The organism is Flavobacterium sp. LC2016-13 (assembly GCF_009707955.1).
Taxonomy (GTDB): Bacteria; Bacteroidota; Bacteroidia; order Flavobacteriales; family Flavobacteriaceae; genus Flavobacterium.
The window spans coordinates 139,680-159,102 of sequence record NZ_WMDQ01000012.1; the positions used below are offsets into that span (position 1 = coordinate 139,680).

At 38.2% G+C, this 19,423-nt stretch carries 6 protein-coding genes; 3 read left to right on the forward strand and 3 right to left on the reverse strand.

Annotation, left to right across the window (positions count from 1 at the left end; translation table 11 throughout):
- Positions 1 to 191: 191 nt before the first annotated feature.
- Together GKZ86_RS20870 and GKZ86_RS20875 are read left to right on the forward strand one after the other, a co-directional pair.
- Positions 192 to 12,932 (forward strand): BspA family leucine-rich repeat surface protein, encoded by a 12,741-nt coding sequence (locus GKZ86_RS20870; protein WP_154784989.1) that lies wholly within the window; start codon positions 192 to 194, stop codon positions 12,930 to 12,932.
- Positions 12,933 to 12,935: 3 nt separating this feature from the next.
- Positions 12,936 to 13,868: a PorP/SprF family type IX secretion system membrane protein gene (locus GKZ86_RS20875; RefSeq protein WP_154784990.1), complete on the forward strand. Its 933-nt coding sequence runs from the start codon at positions 12,936 to 12,938 to the stop codon at positions 13,866 to 13,868.
- 454 nt (positions 13,869 to 14,322) lie between these two features.
- On the opposite strand, the gene GKZ86_RS20880 is transcribed toward GKZ86_RS20875, so the two are convergent.
- The 3 genes from GKZ86_RS20880 to GKZ86_RS20890 form a co-directional block, all read right to left on the reverse strand.
- On the reverse strand, positions 14,323 to 14,730 hold the full coding sequence (locus GKZ86_RS20880; RefSeq protein ID WP_154784991.1) for a hypothetical protein: 408 nt from the start codon (positions 14,728 to 14,730) through the stop codon (positions 14,323 to 14,325).
- Between the two features lie 72 nt (positions 14,731 to 14,802).
- Positions 14,803 to 16,026, reverse strand: a complete 1,224-nt coding sequence (locus tag GKZ86_RS20885; protein WP_154784992.1) for a hypothetical protein — start codon at positions 16,024 to 16,026, stop codon at positions 14,803 to 14,805.
- A gap of 27 nt (positions 16,027 to 16,053) precedes the next feature.
- Positions 16,054 to 18,231 carry a TonB-dependent siderophore receptor gene (locus GKZ86_RS20890; protein WP_154784993.1) on the reverse strand — a complete coding sequence of 726 codons (2,178 nt, stop codon included), beginning with the start codon at positions 18,229 to 18,231 and terminating at the stop codon, positions 16,054 to 16,056.
- A gap of 227 nt (positions 18,232 to 18,458) precedes the next feature.
- Between GKZ86_RS20890 and GKZ86_RS20895 the strand changes: the two genes are divergently transcribed.
- The gene (locus GKZ86_RS20895; protein ID WP_154784994.1) at positions 18,459 to 19,319 is read left to right on the forward strand and encodes an AraC family transcriptional regulator; all 861 of its coding nucleotides are present in this window, start codon (positions 18,459 to 18,461) and stop codon (positions 19,317 to 19,319) included.
- Positions 19,320 to 19,423 lie beyond the last annotated feature (104 nt).

Genomic DNA, 19,423 nt, shown 5'->3' on the forward strand with positions numbered 1-19,423 from the left:
AAATGAGGAACAGAAAGTCTATTTTGAGATAACACCTGCTTGTTGTTTTGATGCAATTTTGTGGCTAGAAATTTTATAATAACTAGCCTTATCCGCTTTCAAAACACTGCTAAAACAAAATAGTTTTTGAAACCATAACTTTTGCAAAAAAATAAAAAGCCATAGCATTCCCAACTATAAATACCCTTATTATGAAAAAATTGTACACTCTATTGTTATTTTTAGTTGCTATGGCACAAATGCAGGCGCAATGCTTGTCGTTGGCAACACCTTATAATAGTAATAACTCGAATAAAGGAGTTATGTTCAATATTGTAACGGGTGCTACACCAATTACCATTACCAGTTTTGATATGAATTTGATTGGTACTAGCACGGGTATTTTTGAAATATATTACAAATCGGGCACTTATGTTGGGTCAGAATCTAATGGTGCGGCCTGGACTCTTGCTGGAAGTGCATCTGCAACTAGTTTAGGAACAAATCAATCAACACCCATTCCTTTGGCTTTGAGTATTCCTATTCCTGCCAATACCACTTACGCATTTTATATTACAAACAATGATCCTATTATACCTGCCGGAGTGCGCTACACCAATGGTACTTATACCACTTTGGCATCAGACGCCTATATGAGTATTGATGGCGGAATAGGCAAAGCCTACCCTTTTGGACAAACTTTTATTGATCGAAGAGTAAATTGCACACCTCATTATTATATTAATTCGAACGCTTGCCTACCCGAAATTAACCTGAAAGGCAATAACGTTTCGATTGTGAGTGGAGATGCAACTCCGAGTACTGCCGACCATACCAATTTTGGCTCTGTAAATCTAGCATCAGGAACTGTGGTACGAACTTTTACCATAGAAAATACAGGAGCTGTTGCTTTAAACCTAACTGGAACTCCAAAAGTAGCCATCAGTGGAACCAATGCAGCCGATTTTACGGTAACAACTCAACCTACTTCGCCAGTAGCTGCTACCACCGGAACAACTACTTTTGCGATTACTTTCGATCCATCGGCAGCAGGAATAAGAACAGCAACCGTTTCTATCGCTAATGATGATGCCGACGAGAATCCGTATACATTTGCTATTCAAGGTAGCGCTACGGCTGGCAATATTGTATACGTAAATCAAAGCAGGCCTGATAACTTAGGCGATGGTTATAGTTGGGCTACAGCCAAAAAAGACATTACAAGTGCCATTAACATAGTATCTAGCGGAAACGAAATATGGGTAGCGGCTGGTATTTACAAACCACACGCAAGTGACAAAACCTTTAGTTTTAACATTCCAACAGGAGTAAAAGTATATGGCGGATTTGCGGGAACCGAAAGTACCTTGACCGATAGAAATATGACTCTAATCAGCACGACCAATCTTACTACACTTTCGGGGGATTTGAATGGTAATGATTCGGGTTTTAGCAATCAAACCGACAATAGTTATCGAATAGTTACTTTTGAAACAGCCAATAGCAGTACGGTGTTGGATGGCTTTAGAATTTTGGGAGCTAATAACACAAATGGTAATATGCTGTCGGGCTATGGCGGTGGCATTTATAATGACGGTTCGTTCCCTGGATTCGCTGGAAATTCGTCTAATCCTTTGATTGCAAATTGTACTATAACCTATTGTAGTGCTTTTTTGGGTGGCGGGATGTATAATAACGGTAGTGGTGGAGGCGATGCTAGCCCGACGATTATCAATTGTATTTTTATTTCTAATCGTGCTGGTGATAGTGGTGCTGGCTTGGCAAATTACGGCACATCGGGCAAGAGTAGCCCTACCATAGAACGTTGTTCGTTTATAGGCAATTCTTCTTCGTTCAATAGTGGAGCTATGAACAACCACGGCGATTCGGGCATTTGTAGCCCAATAATTACCAACTGTATTTTTAGCGGTAACGATGCTATTAATAATGGAGGTGCAATGGTTAATACAGGAACTAATGGAGGTTCTTCGATTCCTGTAATTACCAATTGTAGTTTTAGCGGTAACAAAGCAGGTGTTGTAGGAGGAGTTATACGAAACAATACCGCAAATCCTGTTATCAAAAACAGCATTATTTGGGGTAACAGCTCGATATTTAATAACAACGGAGGAAGTACAACAGCTACTTATAGCATTATAGAAGGCGGTTATGCAGGTACAGGAAATATTAATTTGAATCCCTTATTTGTAACTCAACCTGCTTTTGCAAGTGCGCCTATTACTACGGGTAATTTACATTTGGCTTCTAGTTCTCCAGCCATTAACGCAGGTACCAATATAGGAGCGCCCAACATTGATTTTGATGGTGCTACTAGACCCTTGGAAGGAATAGTCGATATAGGGGCTTATGAAACAGTTGCTGCCTTACCCGAAATTAACATCAAAGGAAATAACACCTCTATTGCAAATGCAGATACCACAACAACACTTGCCGACCATACCTATTTTGGTTCGGTAGAGGTAACATCAGGAACGCAAGCGCGTACTTTTACCATAGAAAATACAGCTAGTGGAAGCTTAAATTTAACAGGAACTCCAAAAGTAGCGATCATTGGCTTCGATTCAGGAGATTTTACGGTTACCACCCAGCCTACATCGCCAATAGCAGGCAATGGGAATACCACTTTTGTAGTTACTTTCAATCCATCAGTAGCAGGAACAAGAACCGCAACCGTTTCTATTGCCAATAATGATACCGACGAGAATCCTTATACCTTTGCTATACAAGGTACAGGAACTTGTAATATTGTACTCGTTCCAGGCACAGTTACCAACCCAACAACTTGTTCGGGAGCTAACGGTAGCATTGATTTTTCAACCATAAATTTACCAAGTGGCACCTATTCGTTGAGTTTTACAGCCACAGGAGCAGGCGCAACAACAAGTCCACAGAATGTAACGGCTTCTCCAAGTTCATTTACTTTATCGGGGTTAAAAGCGGGTACGTATAGTGATTTTTCAATTACAAGTGGAGGTTGTACTGGCTCTGTTTCAACTTCAAAAGTTTTGTCTGATCCAACATCCGTAGGCGGTTCTGTAGGTGGTGGTGGTACTATTTGTTCAGGAGCAACAAGTGCTTTGTTGAGTCTAACTGGACATACAGGAACAGTAGTCAAATGGCAGTCATCGGTAAGTCCTTTTACCATTTGGACAGATATTGCTAATACAACTGCTTCTTATACTTCGGGAGTTTTAACAGCAACCACTCAATTTAGAGCTGTAGTACAAAACGGAACCTGTGCATCAGCCAACTCGACAGCTACAACGGTAACTGTAAACAATTGTAATCCAGAAATCAACATTAGAGGCAATGCTACCACTATTACCAATGCCGATACCACGCCATCCAGCGCCGACCACACCGATTTTGGTTCGGCAGATGTTACTTCGGGTACTATTGCACGAACCTTTACTATCGAAAATACAGCAACTGCTCCTTTAAACCTAACCGGCACTCCAAAAGTAGCCATCAGTGGCACAAATGCAGGAGATTTTACAGTAACAACCCAACCTACTTCGCCAATAGCAGGCAATGGAAGTACCACTTTTGTAGTTACTTTTGATCCATTATTGGCAGGAACAAGAACAGCAACCGTTTCTATCGCTAATGATGATACAGACGAAAACCCTTATACGTTTGCTATTCAAGGTACAGCTACTTTATCTAGTAATCCTTTCATCACGCGTTGGGATTTGTCTAAAGCAGGGTCTGGTGCAAACGAAATTAGTTTTGGTGCATCTACTGTGGGCAACGTGCATTACACCTGGCAAGAAGTAGGTGGTGGCGGTGCAACTGGTTCGGGTTCATTCTCGGGTTCGTCGGCTGTAATTACTGGTTTGCCTACAAACGCCATTATCGATTTGAGCATTGATAAAACCAATTTTAGACAAATAGCAATTTCTAATGGCACAAACAAACTGCGGTTAGCAGATATAAAACAATGGGGCGGTGTAGCCTGGACATCGATGCAAGCTGCTTTTTATGGTTGCAGCAATTTGACTATTTCGGCAACAGACATTCCAAATTTGAGTGGCGTAAGCGCTATGGAAAGTATGTTTAACAATTGCAGTACGTTGAATGCTCCTACCAATATCAATAGTTGGAATGTAGCCAATGTAAGCAGTATGAAAGATATGTTTTATCAAGCTACAGCTTTCAATCAAAATATAAGCAATTGGAATGTGTCTGCGGTTACCAATATGAGTTCTATGTTTACCAAAGCAAGTACTTTTAATCAAAATATTGGAAGTTGGAATATTTCGGCGGTTACAGATATGAATACAATGCTAAAAGAAGCGACAGCTTTTAATCAAAGTTTGGCCGCTTGGGGAACCAAGTTTAATGCAAATGTTACTATCGCCAATTTATTAGACGCAAGTGGTCTTAACCTTGCCAACTATGATGCTACCTTAATTGGTTTTCATTCAGGCAGCGTTACTGGCAAATCCTTGGGAGCATCTGGATTACAGTATTGTGCTGCAACGACAGAAAGAACCAATCTTATTTTGCCCACAACTAGCGGAGGCAAGGGTTGGTCTATTACTGGCGACAATCTTAGCAGTGGATGCGTTTCGGAAATCAATTTAAAAGGAAACGGGAACACGATCCTAAATAATGACACCAGTCCATCTACTACCGACCACACCGATTTTGGTTCGGTAGCTTTTACTTCGGGTACTATTGCACGAACTTTTACTATCGAAAATACAGCAATTGCTCCTTTGAACTTATCGGGCACTCCAAAAGTAGCTATTACTGGTGCCAATGCAGCCGATTTTACAATAACAACCCAGCCTACTTCGCCAATAGCTCCTACCACAGGAACAACTACTTTTGTGGTTACTTTTGATCCACCAACAGTAGGCTTGCGTACTGCAACTCTTTCTATTGCCAATAATGATACCAACGAGAATCCTTATACGTTTGCTATTCAAGGCACAGGAACAGGCGTTTGCACACAAGTTGCGACCGCTACCGATAATATGACTTGGAACGGAATTGCAAACAATGACTGGAGTAATCCTTGCAACTGGACTCCCAATGGTGTGCCAACGGCAACCAACCTAATAATCATAGATAATGTAGCCAACGATCCTATTGTATCAACTACTGCCGTTGCCAAAAATATTTTTCTAAATACCGCATCTATTTTAACAATAAGTAGCACAGGAAATTTAACTATAACCGAAACATCTCCAAGTTCTAGTGCTATAGATGGTATTGGTATTTATCCTAGTGCAACACTAACAAATAATGGTAATTTAACCATTACTTCTAACAGTTATGGTCTAAATTTGAATAGAGCTAATGCAGCATTTACAAATAATGGAACATCGGTTGTTAATAGCCCACAAGGACTAATTCTTTACAACAACAACCAAACTTTTACCAATTCGGGAACAATAACTTTCAATACAACAGGAATAGGGATTAATTTCATGCCGGGTTACACTGGCTATTCAGTTGTTAATAGCGGAACAATCAATCTTACTGTTGGATTAGGAATTTCTAATGCAACTGGAGGGACGATTACCAACTTAGCTTGCGGAAAAATTATAATGACTGCTGGAGATTATGAAAATGGAGGTACAACCACCAACGCAGGACTTATTCAAATAACCAATGCTTTAACCAATACAGGCACATTTACCAACAATGGTGTTTTAAATTATGGTAGTAAAACAGGTACTGTTGCCAATAGTACAGCTGGTTCTGTACTTGTTAATAATGCACAAACGCCTATTTTTACCTATGGCGGTATATTTAATGGCACCATCGATGGTATTTTTAGCAATGCTACCGCTACGACATCGGCAGGGACATTTACGGCTCCTAATACCTTTGTACCCTTGGGAACATTGCCTACTGTTTCGCAAACATTGTATGCCAAAATCACCCCTAGCGGAGGAAGCTGTAGTTATGTGGTGCCTTTTATATACAATAACTTTAAATCATTTATTACCACCTGGAAAACCGATAATGTAAGTGCAGGTTCTTCCAACGCCACCTCTATAACCATTCCTACTTTTGGCACTGGTTATAATTATGATGTAGATTGGAACAACGATGGCGTTTTTGAGCAAACAGGAATTACAGGAAACGTAACCCACGATTACGGCACAGCAGGCACTTATACCGTAGCCATTCGAGGGGCTTTTCCTAGAATATTTTTTAATGCGGCTGGAGATAGAAACAAAATACTCAACATAAACCAATGGGGAAACATTGCTTGGGAGAATATGCAATTTGCTTTTAGGGGATGTATCAATTTAAACAGCACCGCTACCGATGTGCCTAATTTGTCGGGGGTTACGGATATGACTCAAATGTTTCGAAATGCCACGGCTTTCAATGGAAATATTGGTTCTTGGAATGTAGCCAATGTTACCAATATGTTTGCTGTATTTTATGGAGCAACGGCTTTCAATCAAGATATTAATTCTTGGAATGTAGCCAATGTTACCAATATGTCGGCTATGTTTTATCAAGCCACGGCTTTCAATCAAAACATTGGTTCTTGGAATGTAGGGAATGTTACCAATATGTCGGCTATGTTTTTTGGAGCTACAGCTTTCAATCAAAACATTGGTTCTTGGAATGTGGGGGCAGTTACCGATATGTACAATATGTTTTCTGGAACCACGGCTTTCAATCAAAGCCTAGGGACTTGGGGTGCAAAATTTAACACCGCGGTTGCTTTGACAAATATGCTAAACAACTGCGGTATGGACGTAGCCAACTACGATGCTACACTTACCGGTTTTAATGCTGGTACCGTAACCGGTTTATCATTAGGAGCAACAACCTTAAAATACTGTGCTTCGGCAACCGATAGAGCCAATTTGGTTAAACCAACAGCCACAGGCGGCAAGGGCTGGACGATTTCTGGCGATGCCTTGAGTGCTACTTGTGTTCCCGAAATTAATATTAGAGGCAATGCCACTACTATTGCCAATAACAATGCCACACCAACACCTGCCGATCACACCGATTTTGGTTCGACAAATGTCGCTTCAGGCACTATCGCAAGAACTTTTACTATTGAAAACATAGGAGCTAGTGCTTTAAGCCTAAACGGAACACCACTAGTAACCATCAGCGGAACCAATGCGAGCGATTTTACAGTAACTACCCAGCCTACAAACCCAATAAATGCCTCGGGAAATAGTACTTTTGTAGTTACTTTCGATCCATCGGCATTAGGCACACGCACAGCAACCGTTTCTATTGCCAACGATGATGCCGATGAAGGCAGTTATACGTTTGCTATACAGGGTACAGCTACTTTATCTAGCAATCCTTTCATCACGCGTTGGGATTTGTCTAAAGCAGGAACTGGTGCAAACGAAATTAGTTTTGGCATAGAAACTTCAGGTACTGTACACTACACTTGGCAAGAAGTGGGCGGCGGCGGTGCAATAGGTTCGGGATCTTTTACAGGCACATCGGCTACAATAGCGGGCTTACCTACAAATGGTAGTATCGATTTAAGCATTGACAAAACCAATTTTAAGCATATTGTCATTAATAATGATTTAGACAACCTACGTTTAATCGATATAAAACAATGGGGCGATGTAGCTTGGACATCTATGCAAGATGCTTTTTTTGGTTGCAACAATTTGAATAGTACAGCTATAGACATTCCTAATTTATCGGCGGTTACCAATATGAGGTTTATGTTTGCCGACTGTATTGCACTTAATGGTCCTGCAAATATAAATAGTTGGGATGTTAGTGCTGTAAACAATATGAGCAATATGTTTTCTGGAGCTACGGCTTTTAATCAAAACATTACTTCTTGGAATGTGGGTTCTGTTTCTGATATGAGTGTTATGTTTAGTAATGCCAAAGCTTTCGATCAAAACATTGGCTCTTGGAATGTTACTAATGTTACCAATATGAGATCTATGTTTAAAGGAGCGACTGCTTTTAATCAAAACATTGGTTCCTGGGATGTAGGAAATGTTAACTTTATGGGTTCTATGTTTGAAGGAGCAACAGCTTTCAATCAAAACATTACTTCTTGGAATGTGGAGAAAGTTACCCATATGAGATCTATGTTTAAAGAAGCGACGGCTTTTAATCAAAACATTACTTCTTGGAATGTAGCCGAAGTTACCAATATGGGTTCTATGTTTCAAGGAGCAACGGCTTTCAATCAAAACATTACTTCTTGGAATATAGGAAAGGTTACCAATATGTTTGAAATGTTTCAAGATGCTACGGCTTTCAATCAAAGTCTAGCCTCTTGGGGAACAAAATTTAATACTGCGGTTATTTTGAATAGTATGCTAAACAACTGCGGTATGGACGTAGCCAACTACGATGCTACACTAACTGGTTTTAATGCAGGCACTATAACAGGCAAATCACTAGGAGCAACAAACTTAAAATACTGTGCTTCGGCAGCCGATAGAGCCAATTTGGTTCAATCAATAGCTACAGGAGGCAAGGGCTGGACGATTATAGATGCAGGCACAGCTTGTACACCCGAAATCAACATTACAGGCAATGCCACAACTATTGCCAATAACAATACCACACCAACTCTTGCCAACCACACCGATTTTGGTTCGACAGAGGTCGCTTCAGGCACTATCGCAAGAACTTTTACTATCGAAAATACAGGAGCTGGTGCTTTAAACCTAAGCGGAACACCACTAGTAACCATCAGCGGAACCAATGCGAGCGATTTTACAATAACAACCCAACCAACATCGCCAGTAGCTGCTACCACAGGAACAACTACTTTTGTAGTTACTTTCGATCCATCGGCATTAGGCACACGCGCAGCAACCGTTTCTATTGCCAACAATGATGCCGATGAAGGCAGTTATACGTTTGCTATACAGGGTACGGGAATTATAGGTACTTGCTCCCAAATAGCAACCGCAATCGAAAATATGACCTGGAACGGCGTTGTAAGCAATGACTGGAGTAATCCTTGCAACTGGACACCTAATGGAATACCTACAGTAACCAACCAAGTAATTATAAATGATGTAGCCAATGACCCTATTGTATTGAATGGTACAACAGCGGTAGCCAAAGAAATGTATATCAATGGGGCTAGTGTTTTAACCGTAAATACTGGGGGAATATTAAATATAAACACCAGTGCACAACCTAATTATATAATCATACAGGGCAATGGAGCTTCAATAATCAACGAGGGGGCAATAAACGTAGGTACAGGCAGTGGATTTGGGATTGTAACTACGGGATCAGCCTCAGTAACAATTACGAATCGAGGTGTTATAAATGCAAATAGCTCATTTGGAATTGATTCTCAATACACATCGCTGTTAACTTTTACTAATGAAAGCACTGGGGTATTTAATGGTAATTTTAGAGGAACAAATACATCTGTACTAAACCTAACCAACCACGGAACAATAAATTATACAGAAGGAGGATATTGTTTAACTTTTAACGCTACATCTAGTTTAATTAACGATGGAACAATTAATGTTGCCGCTGGTGTTGGAATTACTAATCCAACTGGAGCTACAATTAGCAACTTGGCTTGTGGAAAAATTGTAATGAGTGCTGGAGACTACCAAAATGGAGGTACAACTACTAACGTAGGGCTTATTCAAATAACCAATGTTTTAACCAATACAGGAACATTTACTAATAATGGTGTTTTAAACTATGGCACTAAAACAGGTACGGTTGTCAATAGTGCTACTAGCTCTGTAATTGTTAATAATACACCAACTCCTATTTTTACTTATGGCGGTACGTATAACGGTACCATCGATGGTATTTTTAGCAATGCCACCGCTACTACATCGGCAGGGACATTTACTGCTCCTAATACTTTTACACCTTTGGTAACTTTACCTACTGGTTCGCAAACATTGTATACTAAAATTACACCTAACGGAGGCGCTTGTACTTATATAGTACCTTTTACGTATTTGAATTGTAATATGACGCTAACCGCAGGCACACACAACAACCCAACAACTTGTTTGGGTACGGATGGAAAAATTAATTTTGCAACCACCAATTTAGTTGACGGAAGCTATTCTTTGCAGTACACCAAAGGAGGCACAGCAACTACAGCCAATGTTTCTGTTGTATCAAACGGATTTATTTTGACCGGGTTAACAGCTGAAATTTATGATGATTTCAAAATCAATTATTTGGGTTGTACAGCTTCGGATGGAACTTCAAAACAATTGATTGATGATGCCGATACTACCGCTCCAGTTGCTGCTATTTCGACTTTGCCAACTATCAATGCCCAATGTTCGGTTACAAGCCTAACTCCTCCAACCGCTACGGACAATTGTGCAGGAACAATCACAGCAACAACCAATGCAGTGTTCCCAATCACGGCTTCCACAACGGTAACTTGGACGTATTCGGATGGGGTTAATTCATCGCAACAAAACCAAACTGTAACTATTGCCGATACTACCGCTCCAGTTGCTGCTATTTCGACCTTGCCAACTGTAAACGCTCAATGTTCGGTTGCGAGTTTAACCGCTCCAACAGCTACGGACAATTGTGCAGGAACAATCACGGCAACAACCAATGCAGTGTTCCCAATCACGGCTTCCACAACCATAACTTGGACGTATTCGGATGGGGTTAATTCATCCCAACAAAACCAAACCATTACGATTGCCGACACCGCCGCTCCAGTTGCTGCTATTTCGACCTTGCCAACTGTAAACGCTCAATGTTCGGTTGCGAGTTTAACCGCTCCAACAGCTACGGACAATTGTGCAGGAAGTATTGTTGGAACAACCAATGCAGTGTTCCCAATCACGACTTCGACAACCATAACTTGGACGTATTCGGATGGGATTAATTCATCGCAACAAAACCAAACCGTAACCATTGCCGATACTACCGCTCCAGTTGCCGATGTGGCGACTTTGCCAACCATAAATGCCCAATGTTCGGTTGCGAGTTTGACAGCACCAACCGCTACGGACAATTGTGCGGGAACAATCACAGCGACAACCAACACGGTGTTTCCAATCACAGCTTCCACAACGGTAACTTGGACGTATTCGGATGGTGTTAATTCATCGCAACAAAATCAAACCGTAACCATTGCCGATACTACCGCTCCAGTTGCCGATGTGGCGACTTTGCCAACCATAAATGCCCAATGTTCGGTTGCGAGTTTAACCGCTCCAACCGCTACGGACAATTGTGCAGGAACAATCACAGCGACAACCAATGCTATTTTCCCAATCACGGCTTCGACAACGGTAACTTGGACGTATTCGGATGGGGTTAATTCATTGCAACAAAATCAGACTGTAACTATTGCCGATACCACGGCTCCAATTGCTGATGTGGCGACTTTGCCAACTGTCAATGCCCAATGTTCGGTTGCGAGTTTGACCGCACCAACAGCTACGGACAATTGTGCAGGAACAATCACAGCGACAACCAATGCTATTTTCCCAATCACGGCTTCGACAACCATAACTTGGACGTATTCGGATGGGGTTAATTCATTGCAACAAAACCAGACTGTAACTATTGCCGATACCACGGCTCCAGTTGCTGATGTGGCGACTTTGCCAACTATAAACGCCCAATGTTCGGTTGCGACTTTGACCGCACCAACAGCTACGGACAATTGTGCGGGAACAATCACAGCGACAACCAATGCTATTTTCCCAATCACGGCTTCGACAACCATAACTTGGACGTATTCGGATGGGGTTAATTCATTGCAACAAAACCAGACTGTAACTATTGCCGATACCACGGCTCCAGTTGCTGATGTGGCGACTTTGCCAACTATAAACGCCCAATGTTCGGTTGCGAGTTTGACCGCTCCAACCGCTACGGATGCTTGTGCGGGAACAATCACAGCAACAACAAATGCAGTTTTCCCAATCACGGCTTCGACAACGGTAACTTGGACGTATTCGGATGGGGTAAATTCTTTGCAACAAAACCAGACTGTAACCATTGCCGATACCACGGCTCCAGTTGCTGATGTGGCGACTTTGCCAACTATAAACGCCCAATGTTCGGTTGCGACTTTGACCGCACCAACCGCTACGGATGCTTGTGCGGGAACAATCACAGCAACAACAAATGCAGTTTTCCCAATCACGGCTTCGACAACGGTAACTTGGACGTATTCGGATGGGGTTAATTCATTGCAACAAAATCAGACTGTAACTATTGCCGATACTACCAAGCCTATTATCAATTGTATAGGCAATCAAATCCTGTTTTGCAAGGCTACACTTCCGGATTATATTCCTTTAATTTCGGTGTCGGACAATTGCGATTCATCGGTAACGATTACGCAAAATCCAGCAAAAGGAAGTGCTTTTGTAAGTGGAATGATTGTAGAAATGACGGCTACGGATAAGAGTGGTAATTTTTCAAAATGTAGTTTTGTGGTAACCGCTACAACCGTTTCGGTAAATGCTGGGAATGATGTTTACATAAAAGAAGGTGAGAGCACTCAATTGGAAGCAAACGCATCAACAACTGGAAGTTTTGAATGGAATGGAGCAATAGGATTGAACAATTTGTTTGTTGTGAGTCCATTAGAAACTACTACTTATACTATCAATTTTACCAGTTCCGAGGGATGTTTGGCAACCGATGAAGTTACAGTTTTTGTAGAGCCAGCCCCAAAAGACGATACCAAATATGGCATTTCTCCAAACGACGATGGTATAAACGATTTTTGGAAAATAGATAGCATAGAAGAGCATCCAGACAACCAAGTTTCTATTTACAACCGATGGGGAGATTTGGTTTTTTATATCGAAAATTACAACAATACCACCAATGTGTTTAGTGGTATTGCTAATAAAAAACGAAGTATGGGAGCTGATGTTTTACCCGAAGGAACTTACTTTTTTGATATTAAAATAAACGGTACACATCATCTTAATAAAACCAAGGGATTCTTGGTATTAAAACGATAAATAATGATTCATAAAAATTTCAGACGAACTATTGTAATTTTGTTTAGCACGCAAATCAGTTTGGTTTTTGCACAACAAACGCCCGTATTTTCAAATTACAGTTACAATACTGTAGTGATTAATCCTGCCCATGCAGGATATTATGAAGATGTAGATGTAACTTTGATAAACACTGGTTTTTTTAATTCGGTTGAAGGAAGTCCTAAAAACATGGGATTAACTGTAAACGCTCCGCTTCGTTCCAAGCATTTGGGCTTGGCAGGCGGTATTGCAACCGACGAAATAGGAGTTACAACAGCCACTAGCTTTTTTGGGGCTTATGCCTATAAAATTTTCTTTGATTCTGAATATGGTCAAGGCAGGTGGTGGGCTTATGACCCCAATGTTTTGTCGTTTGGAGTTAGTGCGGGTGGCACCATGTATAGCGAGGATTTACTGAGCTTGAAAATTGAAAATGACCCTGAATTTCAAAACAATACTAATGCTTTTATTCCTACTGTTGGGGTTGGTGTTTTATATAATAGGGATCGTATTTATTGGGGAATTTCTGCTCCCAATGTATTAGGAAACTCCTTATCGTCCGAGCGAAATATCAATTTTAAAAATCCGTATTATAGTTATTTTGGCTATCGCTTTTTTACCACACAATTAGAGGAAGTATTGGTTAATCCAAGTGTGTTGGTCAAATATGTTTCGGGAGCGCCACTTCAAATTGATTGTAATGTAATTATCAATTATTTGAATAAGGTAGAGTTTGGAGCTGGATACCGTACCAGTGAAACCATCAATTTGTTAGCAGGATTTCATTTAGGGACTAATTTTAAATTATTATACAATTATAGCTACGCCCTAAAACAATACAACAACATCAATACGCATGGGATTATACTTAATTACAGGTTTGGGAATGGGTATGAAGAAAAAGGTTTCAAATAAGAGCCTGTTTAAAAATGTAAAATAAATAAAGTTTATTAGATTAAAGAAACCGATTGAAATTTGTCTTTTTGTAGTGACTAAACAAAAAAAGATGTATCCAATCGATTGAACAGAAAACCAGTGGCAATTTATAGAAAAAACTTTAGATTTTGTTAATAGAAAACGAAAACATAGTTTGCGCTTAATTTGGAATGCTATTGATTATCTACTGAAAACGTTGTCAATGGTGAAAGTTGCCTTTAAATTTTCCAAAATAGCAATTGGTTTATTATTACTATTCCAAGTGGTCTTATTTAGGATAGTTTTTTTAATAAATTTACCAACATAATATTGTTTTGTTCAAAAAAAACATAACCCAGCTAAACAAAAATCATATATTCGTTGCTAACACAACGGTAAAATAAAATGATAAACTGTAAAACTGGGTTATATTGGATATACTGACTTATGCAAATTATGATACTAGAACATCATTTTTATACCATTTAAACAATTCAAGCACTAATAAAACATTGGAAACTAAAACAAAAGCGAGTAAACCAATTTGCGATAAATCCGATAAACTTTCGATAGTTGTAGAAATAAAATGAAAACCATTCAGTAGGCAAAATAAACTGGCATAAAGCAACGAGATTATTTTAAAAACTTTATGGTTTAAATAGAGTGTCAAAAGACTAAAAAATAATGGTACTATGTTTACTAACAAAGTGAAATAGTGCAAAGAATATGGCATTGTACCTGTTGCTCCTGCTATTTTGATTTCTTCTCCAAAAAATAATCCTCGAAGTTCGTATTGTGTATGAAAATTGAGAGCAAGCACTATTAGTGCCCAAAAGAAGCTGATTTTGATGGTGTTATTCATGTTTTTAATTGACTAATTTTTGTTTTGGAAAAATAAAAAGGGATACCCAAAAAGTATCCCAAATTATAGCTATTATAATTTTGCAAAACCACAAATACTGCCGCCTTCAGAAACCTGAAAAGATTGCGTTGCAGTTGTGCCGTTTACTTTAAAGAAACCATTGATGTTTTGCGTTTTGTTTTCGACCATCAAGTAAATTTGTTTGTCTATTTCTACAATTGCATTAGCATTTCCGTTGAATGATACAATGGGTGCACCTGTAATTTTTTGAACTGCTTTTGTGTTTACATCAATGGTACTGTACTCCCAAATTTCATTACCAATATTAGAGAAGTCTGGTTTTATTCCTTCGTTTGGAATACGAGTATAAATCTTGCCATTGCGAACTAAAATGTTATGAAAGAATCCGTTTTTGGTAATGTCATCCATTTTTATCATCCAATTAGCATCGATTTCTGTTTCTCCTTTTTTGATACGGTGTAAACTAGAACCGCCAGATCCAATACCAGCCATATCGCAAAAATAAAGATGACCATCATCGCCTAAATCCCACATTGGATTCTCAAAAAACCAACCCGTTTGTACAATTTTGTTGCCTGTATCAAAGGTTATTATTTTGTCTAGATTTCCAGTGGCAATATCAATCACTGCCAATCGAATAATACCGTCTTTAGAATCAAGATAGCCTTTTCTGGCAGTTGTACCATAATGAATATTGGCATAGAGTTTTCCTTCTTTTACCATCATCATAGTTTGACCAAGGCTAACAAATTCTTTAGTGGCATCTTGTAGTTTAGCTGTAAAATCAAGCTCTCCAGTACGTTGCATTGTAGTTGGATTGAATTTTTGAATTTTTAGTAATCCGAGTGCTGGGTCAAAATAGAAACCAGTTGTTTCGTTTACAATTACGTGCTGACCAGACCCAAAAATACTTTTATCGGTTGCAATGTAGCCTTCTTCTTTAAAGGTTTGAGTAGTAGCATCTACGCTATATTTTGTGATACCTCTTTCGCCTGATGCATTATGAAATCTATAAATGTATTTTCCAAATTGGCGAATACCTACCAGCCATTGTGCCTGCTTTGAAGTTCCTTTTACATTCGAGATTGTACCGCTCGGAATTGTAGAACCAAATGAAGTTATATAACCTGAATATGGAGAGGTGATTAAGGCAGAAACAACTACAAAATTAGAAGTGTCTGCTGTTGTGGCTTGATCATCGTCTTTACTGCAAGCCGAAAATAGTATAAGACTTGCTAGGCAAGCAATCGAGAATTTAAGAATTGTTTTTTTCATTGTTTGATTATTGATTGTTATAAAATATTAAAAAATTGAAAATCTTGCTTTAAAATGGAGGCTTCGTCCTGCTTTTTGTATTTTGAAATTGTCATAAAGATTGGCATCAAATAGGTTTTTTACTTCTATGCCAAAACTTTGCCTGTCATTGTTAAGGGAATAATTAAGTCCAATGGTATGCAGGTTTTGATTAGGGATTGCTAATTCTGAATCAATATTGGCTTTGCTTCCAATGCCTAAAAAACCTTTTGCTTCTCTGTTTTTTGGTATGGGTTCCAAGTAGAACTCGTTTACATAATTATAATACCAATACGCTTGCAGGGCATCGTTAGCTTTAAAGACATTTTTGTGAATGGTTTTAAGACTTGCACCTCCAAAAAAGTAAGGCGTGTTTCTAACTCTTGAATCTTCTAAAAATTTGACATTAGGATTAGTAATCCCAAACAAACGAAGATCTTGATAGGTAAAGTTGATTCCAAAAATCAACCATTTTTTTAAATTAATAGTGGCATCGGCTTCCAGCCCAAAGCCTTTAACTTTATCAAAATTTTGATGCTGAAGAAAAATCACATTGGTGGGTACTTGCACAATAATATCGGTCGCTCGTCTAAAAAAAGTATTAATCTCTAGTAAATAGCGTTGCATTTTTTGTGTTCGATAGCCTAAATTGAGATTGATGCTTTGCTCTGGTTTAAGGTTAAAATTTGACATTTCAAACAATCCATCCCCAAATACCTCCGAGTTTTCAGGCAGTCTTGTAGCATATTCTCCCGAAATTCTAAAAAATGAATTTTCGGTTAGGTTATATTTTATAGCCTCGGCAATACCAAATCGATGACTCGAATTACTAACTTGCTCTTCGGTAGGACTTGCAAAAAGCGCATCGGTTCCATTAGTTTTGAAATAATAATATTTTAGAATAAAAGTATTGCTAAACTTTTCTTTGATTTTGGATTCCAGTCCAACTGCTCCCACCAATTTGTCATAACCCGCAGGGACGGTCAAAATATCACGACCAGAATAAAGATAGCGACTTCCAAAAGGATCATTTCCTATTCGGTCATAAGTGGTGTAAACCAAATTGGCATCTATTTTTTGTGAGGGATTTAAGGAATAACTAAAATATGTTCTGGATACAAAATTTTTAAAATCAATATTCGACAAAGAACCATCAGAATCGGCTTCGCCTTGTCGGGCTGGGTTGTCAATTCGGTTACCGTTCCAGTCATAAGTGCAATGACAAGTATCTATTCGGGTCGCGTTTAGTTTGCTTAATGCCAAAAACTGACTAAAATAGGCTTTTTGATTCCAGAATTTCTTTTTATACAATAGTGTTGGTACAAACGATTTTTGCTTTGTAACTACTTGTCCAAAAGGTTCTGCCATTGATGCTCCGTGTTGTTCTTGTTTGTCTATATCAAAATAAGTTATGCCAATTCTAAACAAATCTGCCCATTTTGAATTGGTAATTCCACCAAAAAATTCTCCATAATAATTAGTGTAATCATCGTGAAATCGGTTTACAGTTACATCTTTTAAGTTTCGGGTAAAAGGGTCAACTATTTTTACATTCACTTTATAATTATTGTCTGAATGATTAAAAAAACCATCAAAACCAACAAAAAAAGAAGTCTTTGGAATTATATAAAGAGTGTTAAACGTAGCTCGATGGGTGTTAAAGGAAGCCAGTTCGTAGGAAAGATCAAGGTAGTTTTTTGAATTATTTTTTGTAACCAAATTTATGGCACCTCCCATAGCATCGGCACTCAAATAAGTAGGCAAAACTCCTTTATATATTTCAACCCTTTCCAGAATAGCCACAGGCACGATATTGATATTAAAGCCTGAACCTAGATAATCCAGCGGAATTCCATCTTTAAAATATTTGACAGCTTTTCCCTGAAAACCATTTATAAAAACATTGGCATTAGACCCCAAACCACCTACTTGCCTTACCCTGATTCCTGAAGTTCTATTTATAATTTCAGTAAGTGTTGATGCTTCGTTTTGGATGTTTTTTGTAGTAATTACATCCGCTTTTATGGCTTGTTCACTTACTATTTCCGATTTAGACTTTCCTTTTACAACAATTTCTTTTAGTAAATTATTTTTAATGGAATCGTTCTGAATTTTATTTTGTGCCAATGACAATTGAATAGACAAAATTGTAAAAATAATAAATGTGTATTTTCTATTAGAATTCATTATAAATGAAAATCAAGGGTTTAAAAAACAAATACATAAAACAAAAAACTGCTTGTTTTACGTATATTTGCTTTTATTTAGTTTAAATAAAAATTAAATGCAAAATTATAATACCAGCACCAATAAAAACCAACGCAAAACGCATTATTCCCTACGCATTTGAATATGTTAGAAACTATTCATACAAAAAAAATTAAATTCGTTTTCAATACATAAGACTTTAAAATATGGCAAATAAGCAGATTATTCTGGACGGAGCAGTTGTGTCAATAACTGATTTTAATCTCACAGCTCCCTTGATAATTGACATCAAACAAGATTTTCCATTTATTAAAATCCATTTCCAACTTGGAGGAAAGATGGATTACCAACCAACCAATCAAAATGAAAAAGCAATTGTAATAGAAGAGGGTCAATACAATTTTTTTTATTTACCTAAAATAGATGGTATACTAACTCTGCATCCAGTAGTAAGAAGTACTGTAGAAATAGAATGTGGAGAGGATTTTATACGAAAAATTTTTAAAAATGATTTTCATAAAATAAGTGGATCTTTTGGAATAGCATTAAGAGAAAAGATTTCTTTTAAAATGTGGGAAAAATCAGAAAGTATTCCCAAAGTTTTGAAAAGTGTTATTGAAAATATAATTAAAAATTCACAAAAGAAAGAAGTAGATTTAGTGTATTGGGAATCGGAGATAATTAAGATATTTCAATATATGTTTTCTAAAATCAATGATAAAGAAGAACTAAATTCACTAGTATATTTAAGCGGAATTGAACAAGAACAAATAACTAGAGTTGAAACAATACTACACAAAAATATTCAAACATCAATTACCGTCGAAGAATTGGCACTTGAAGTTGGAATAAATCGAAATAAATTAAATCGAAATTTTAAACACATTTACGGTGAGCCTATATTTCAATATCTAACCCGTATTAAAATGGAAAAAGCAAAGGAAATCCTTTTAAAAAAAGGTGTGAATATTTCGGAAGTTGCTTATGAAGTTGGATATAAAAATCCACAACACTTTACAGTAGCATTTAAAAAATATTTTGGATATACCCCAAGTAAGTTGAAATAGTTATAAAAAAACAATAAAAGAAGCCGTCACAAAATATAATGAGACGGCTTCTTTGCTTTAAATGGGTTTTCGATTATTATTACTATTTTTTTGTCTTTTCAATA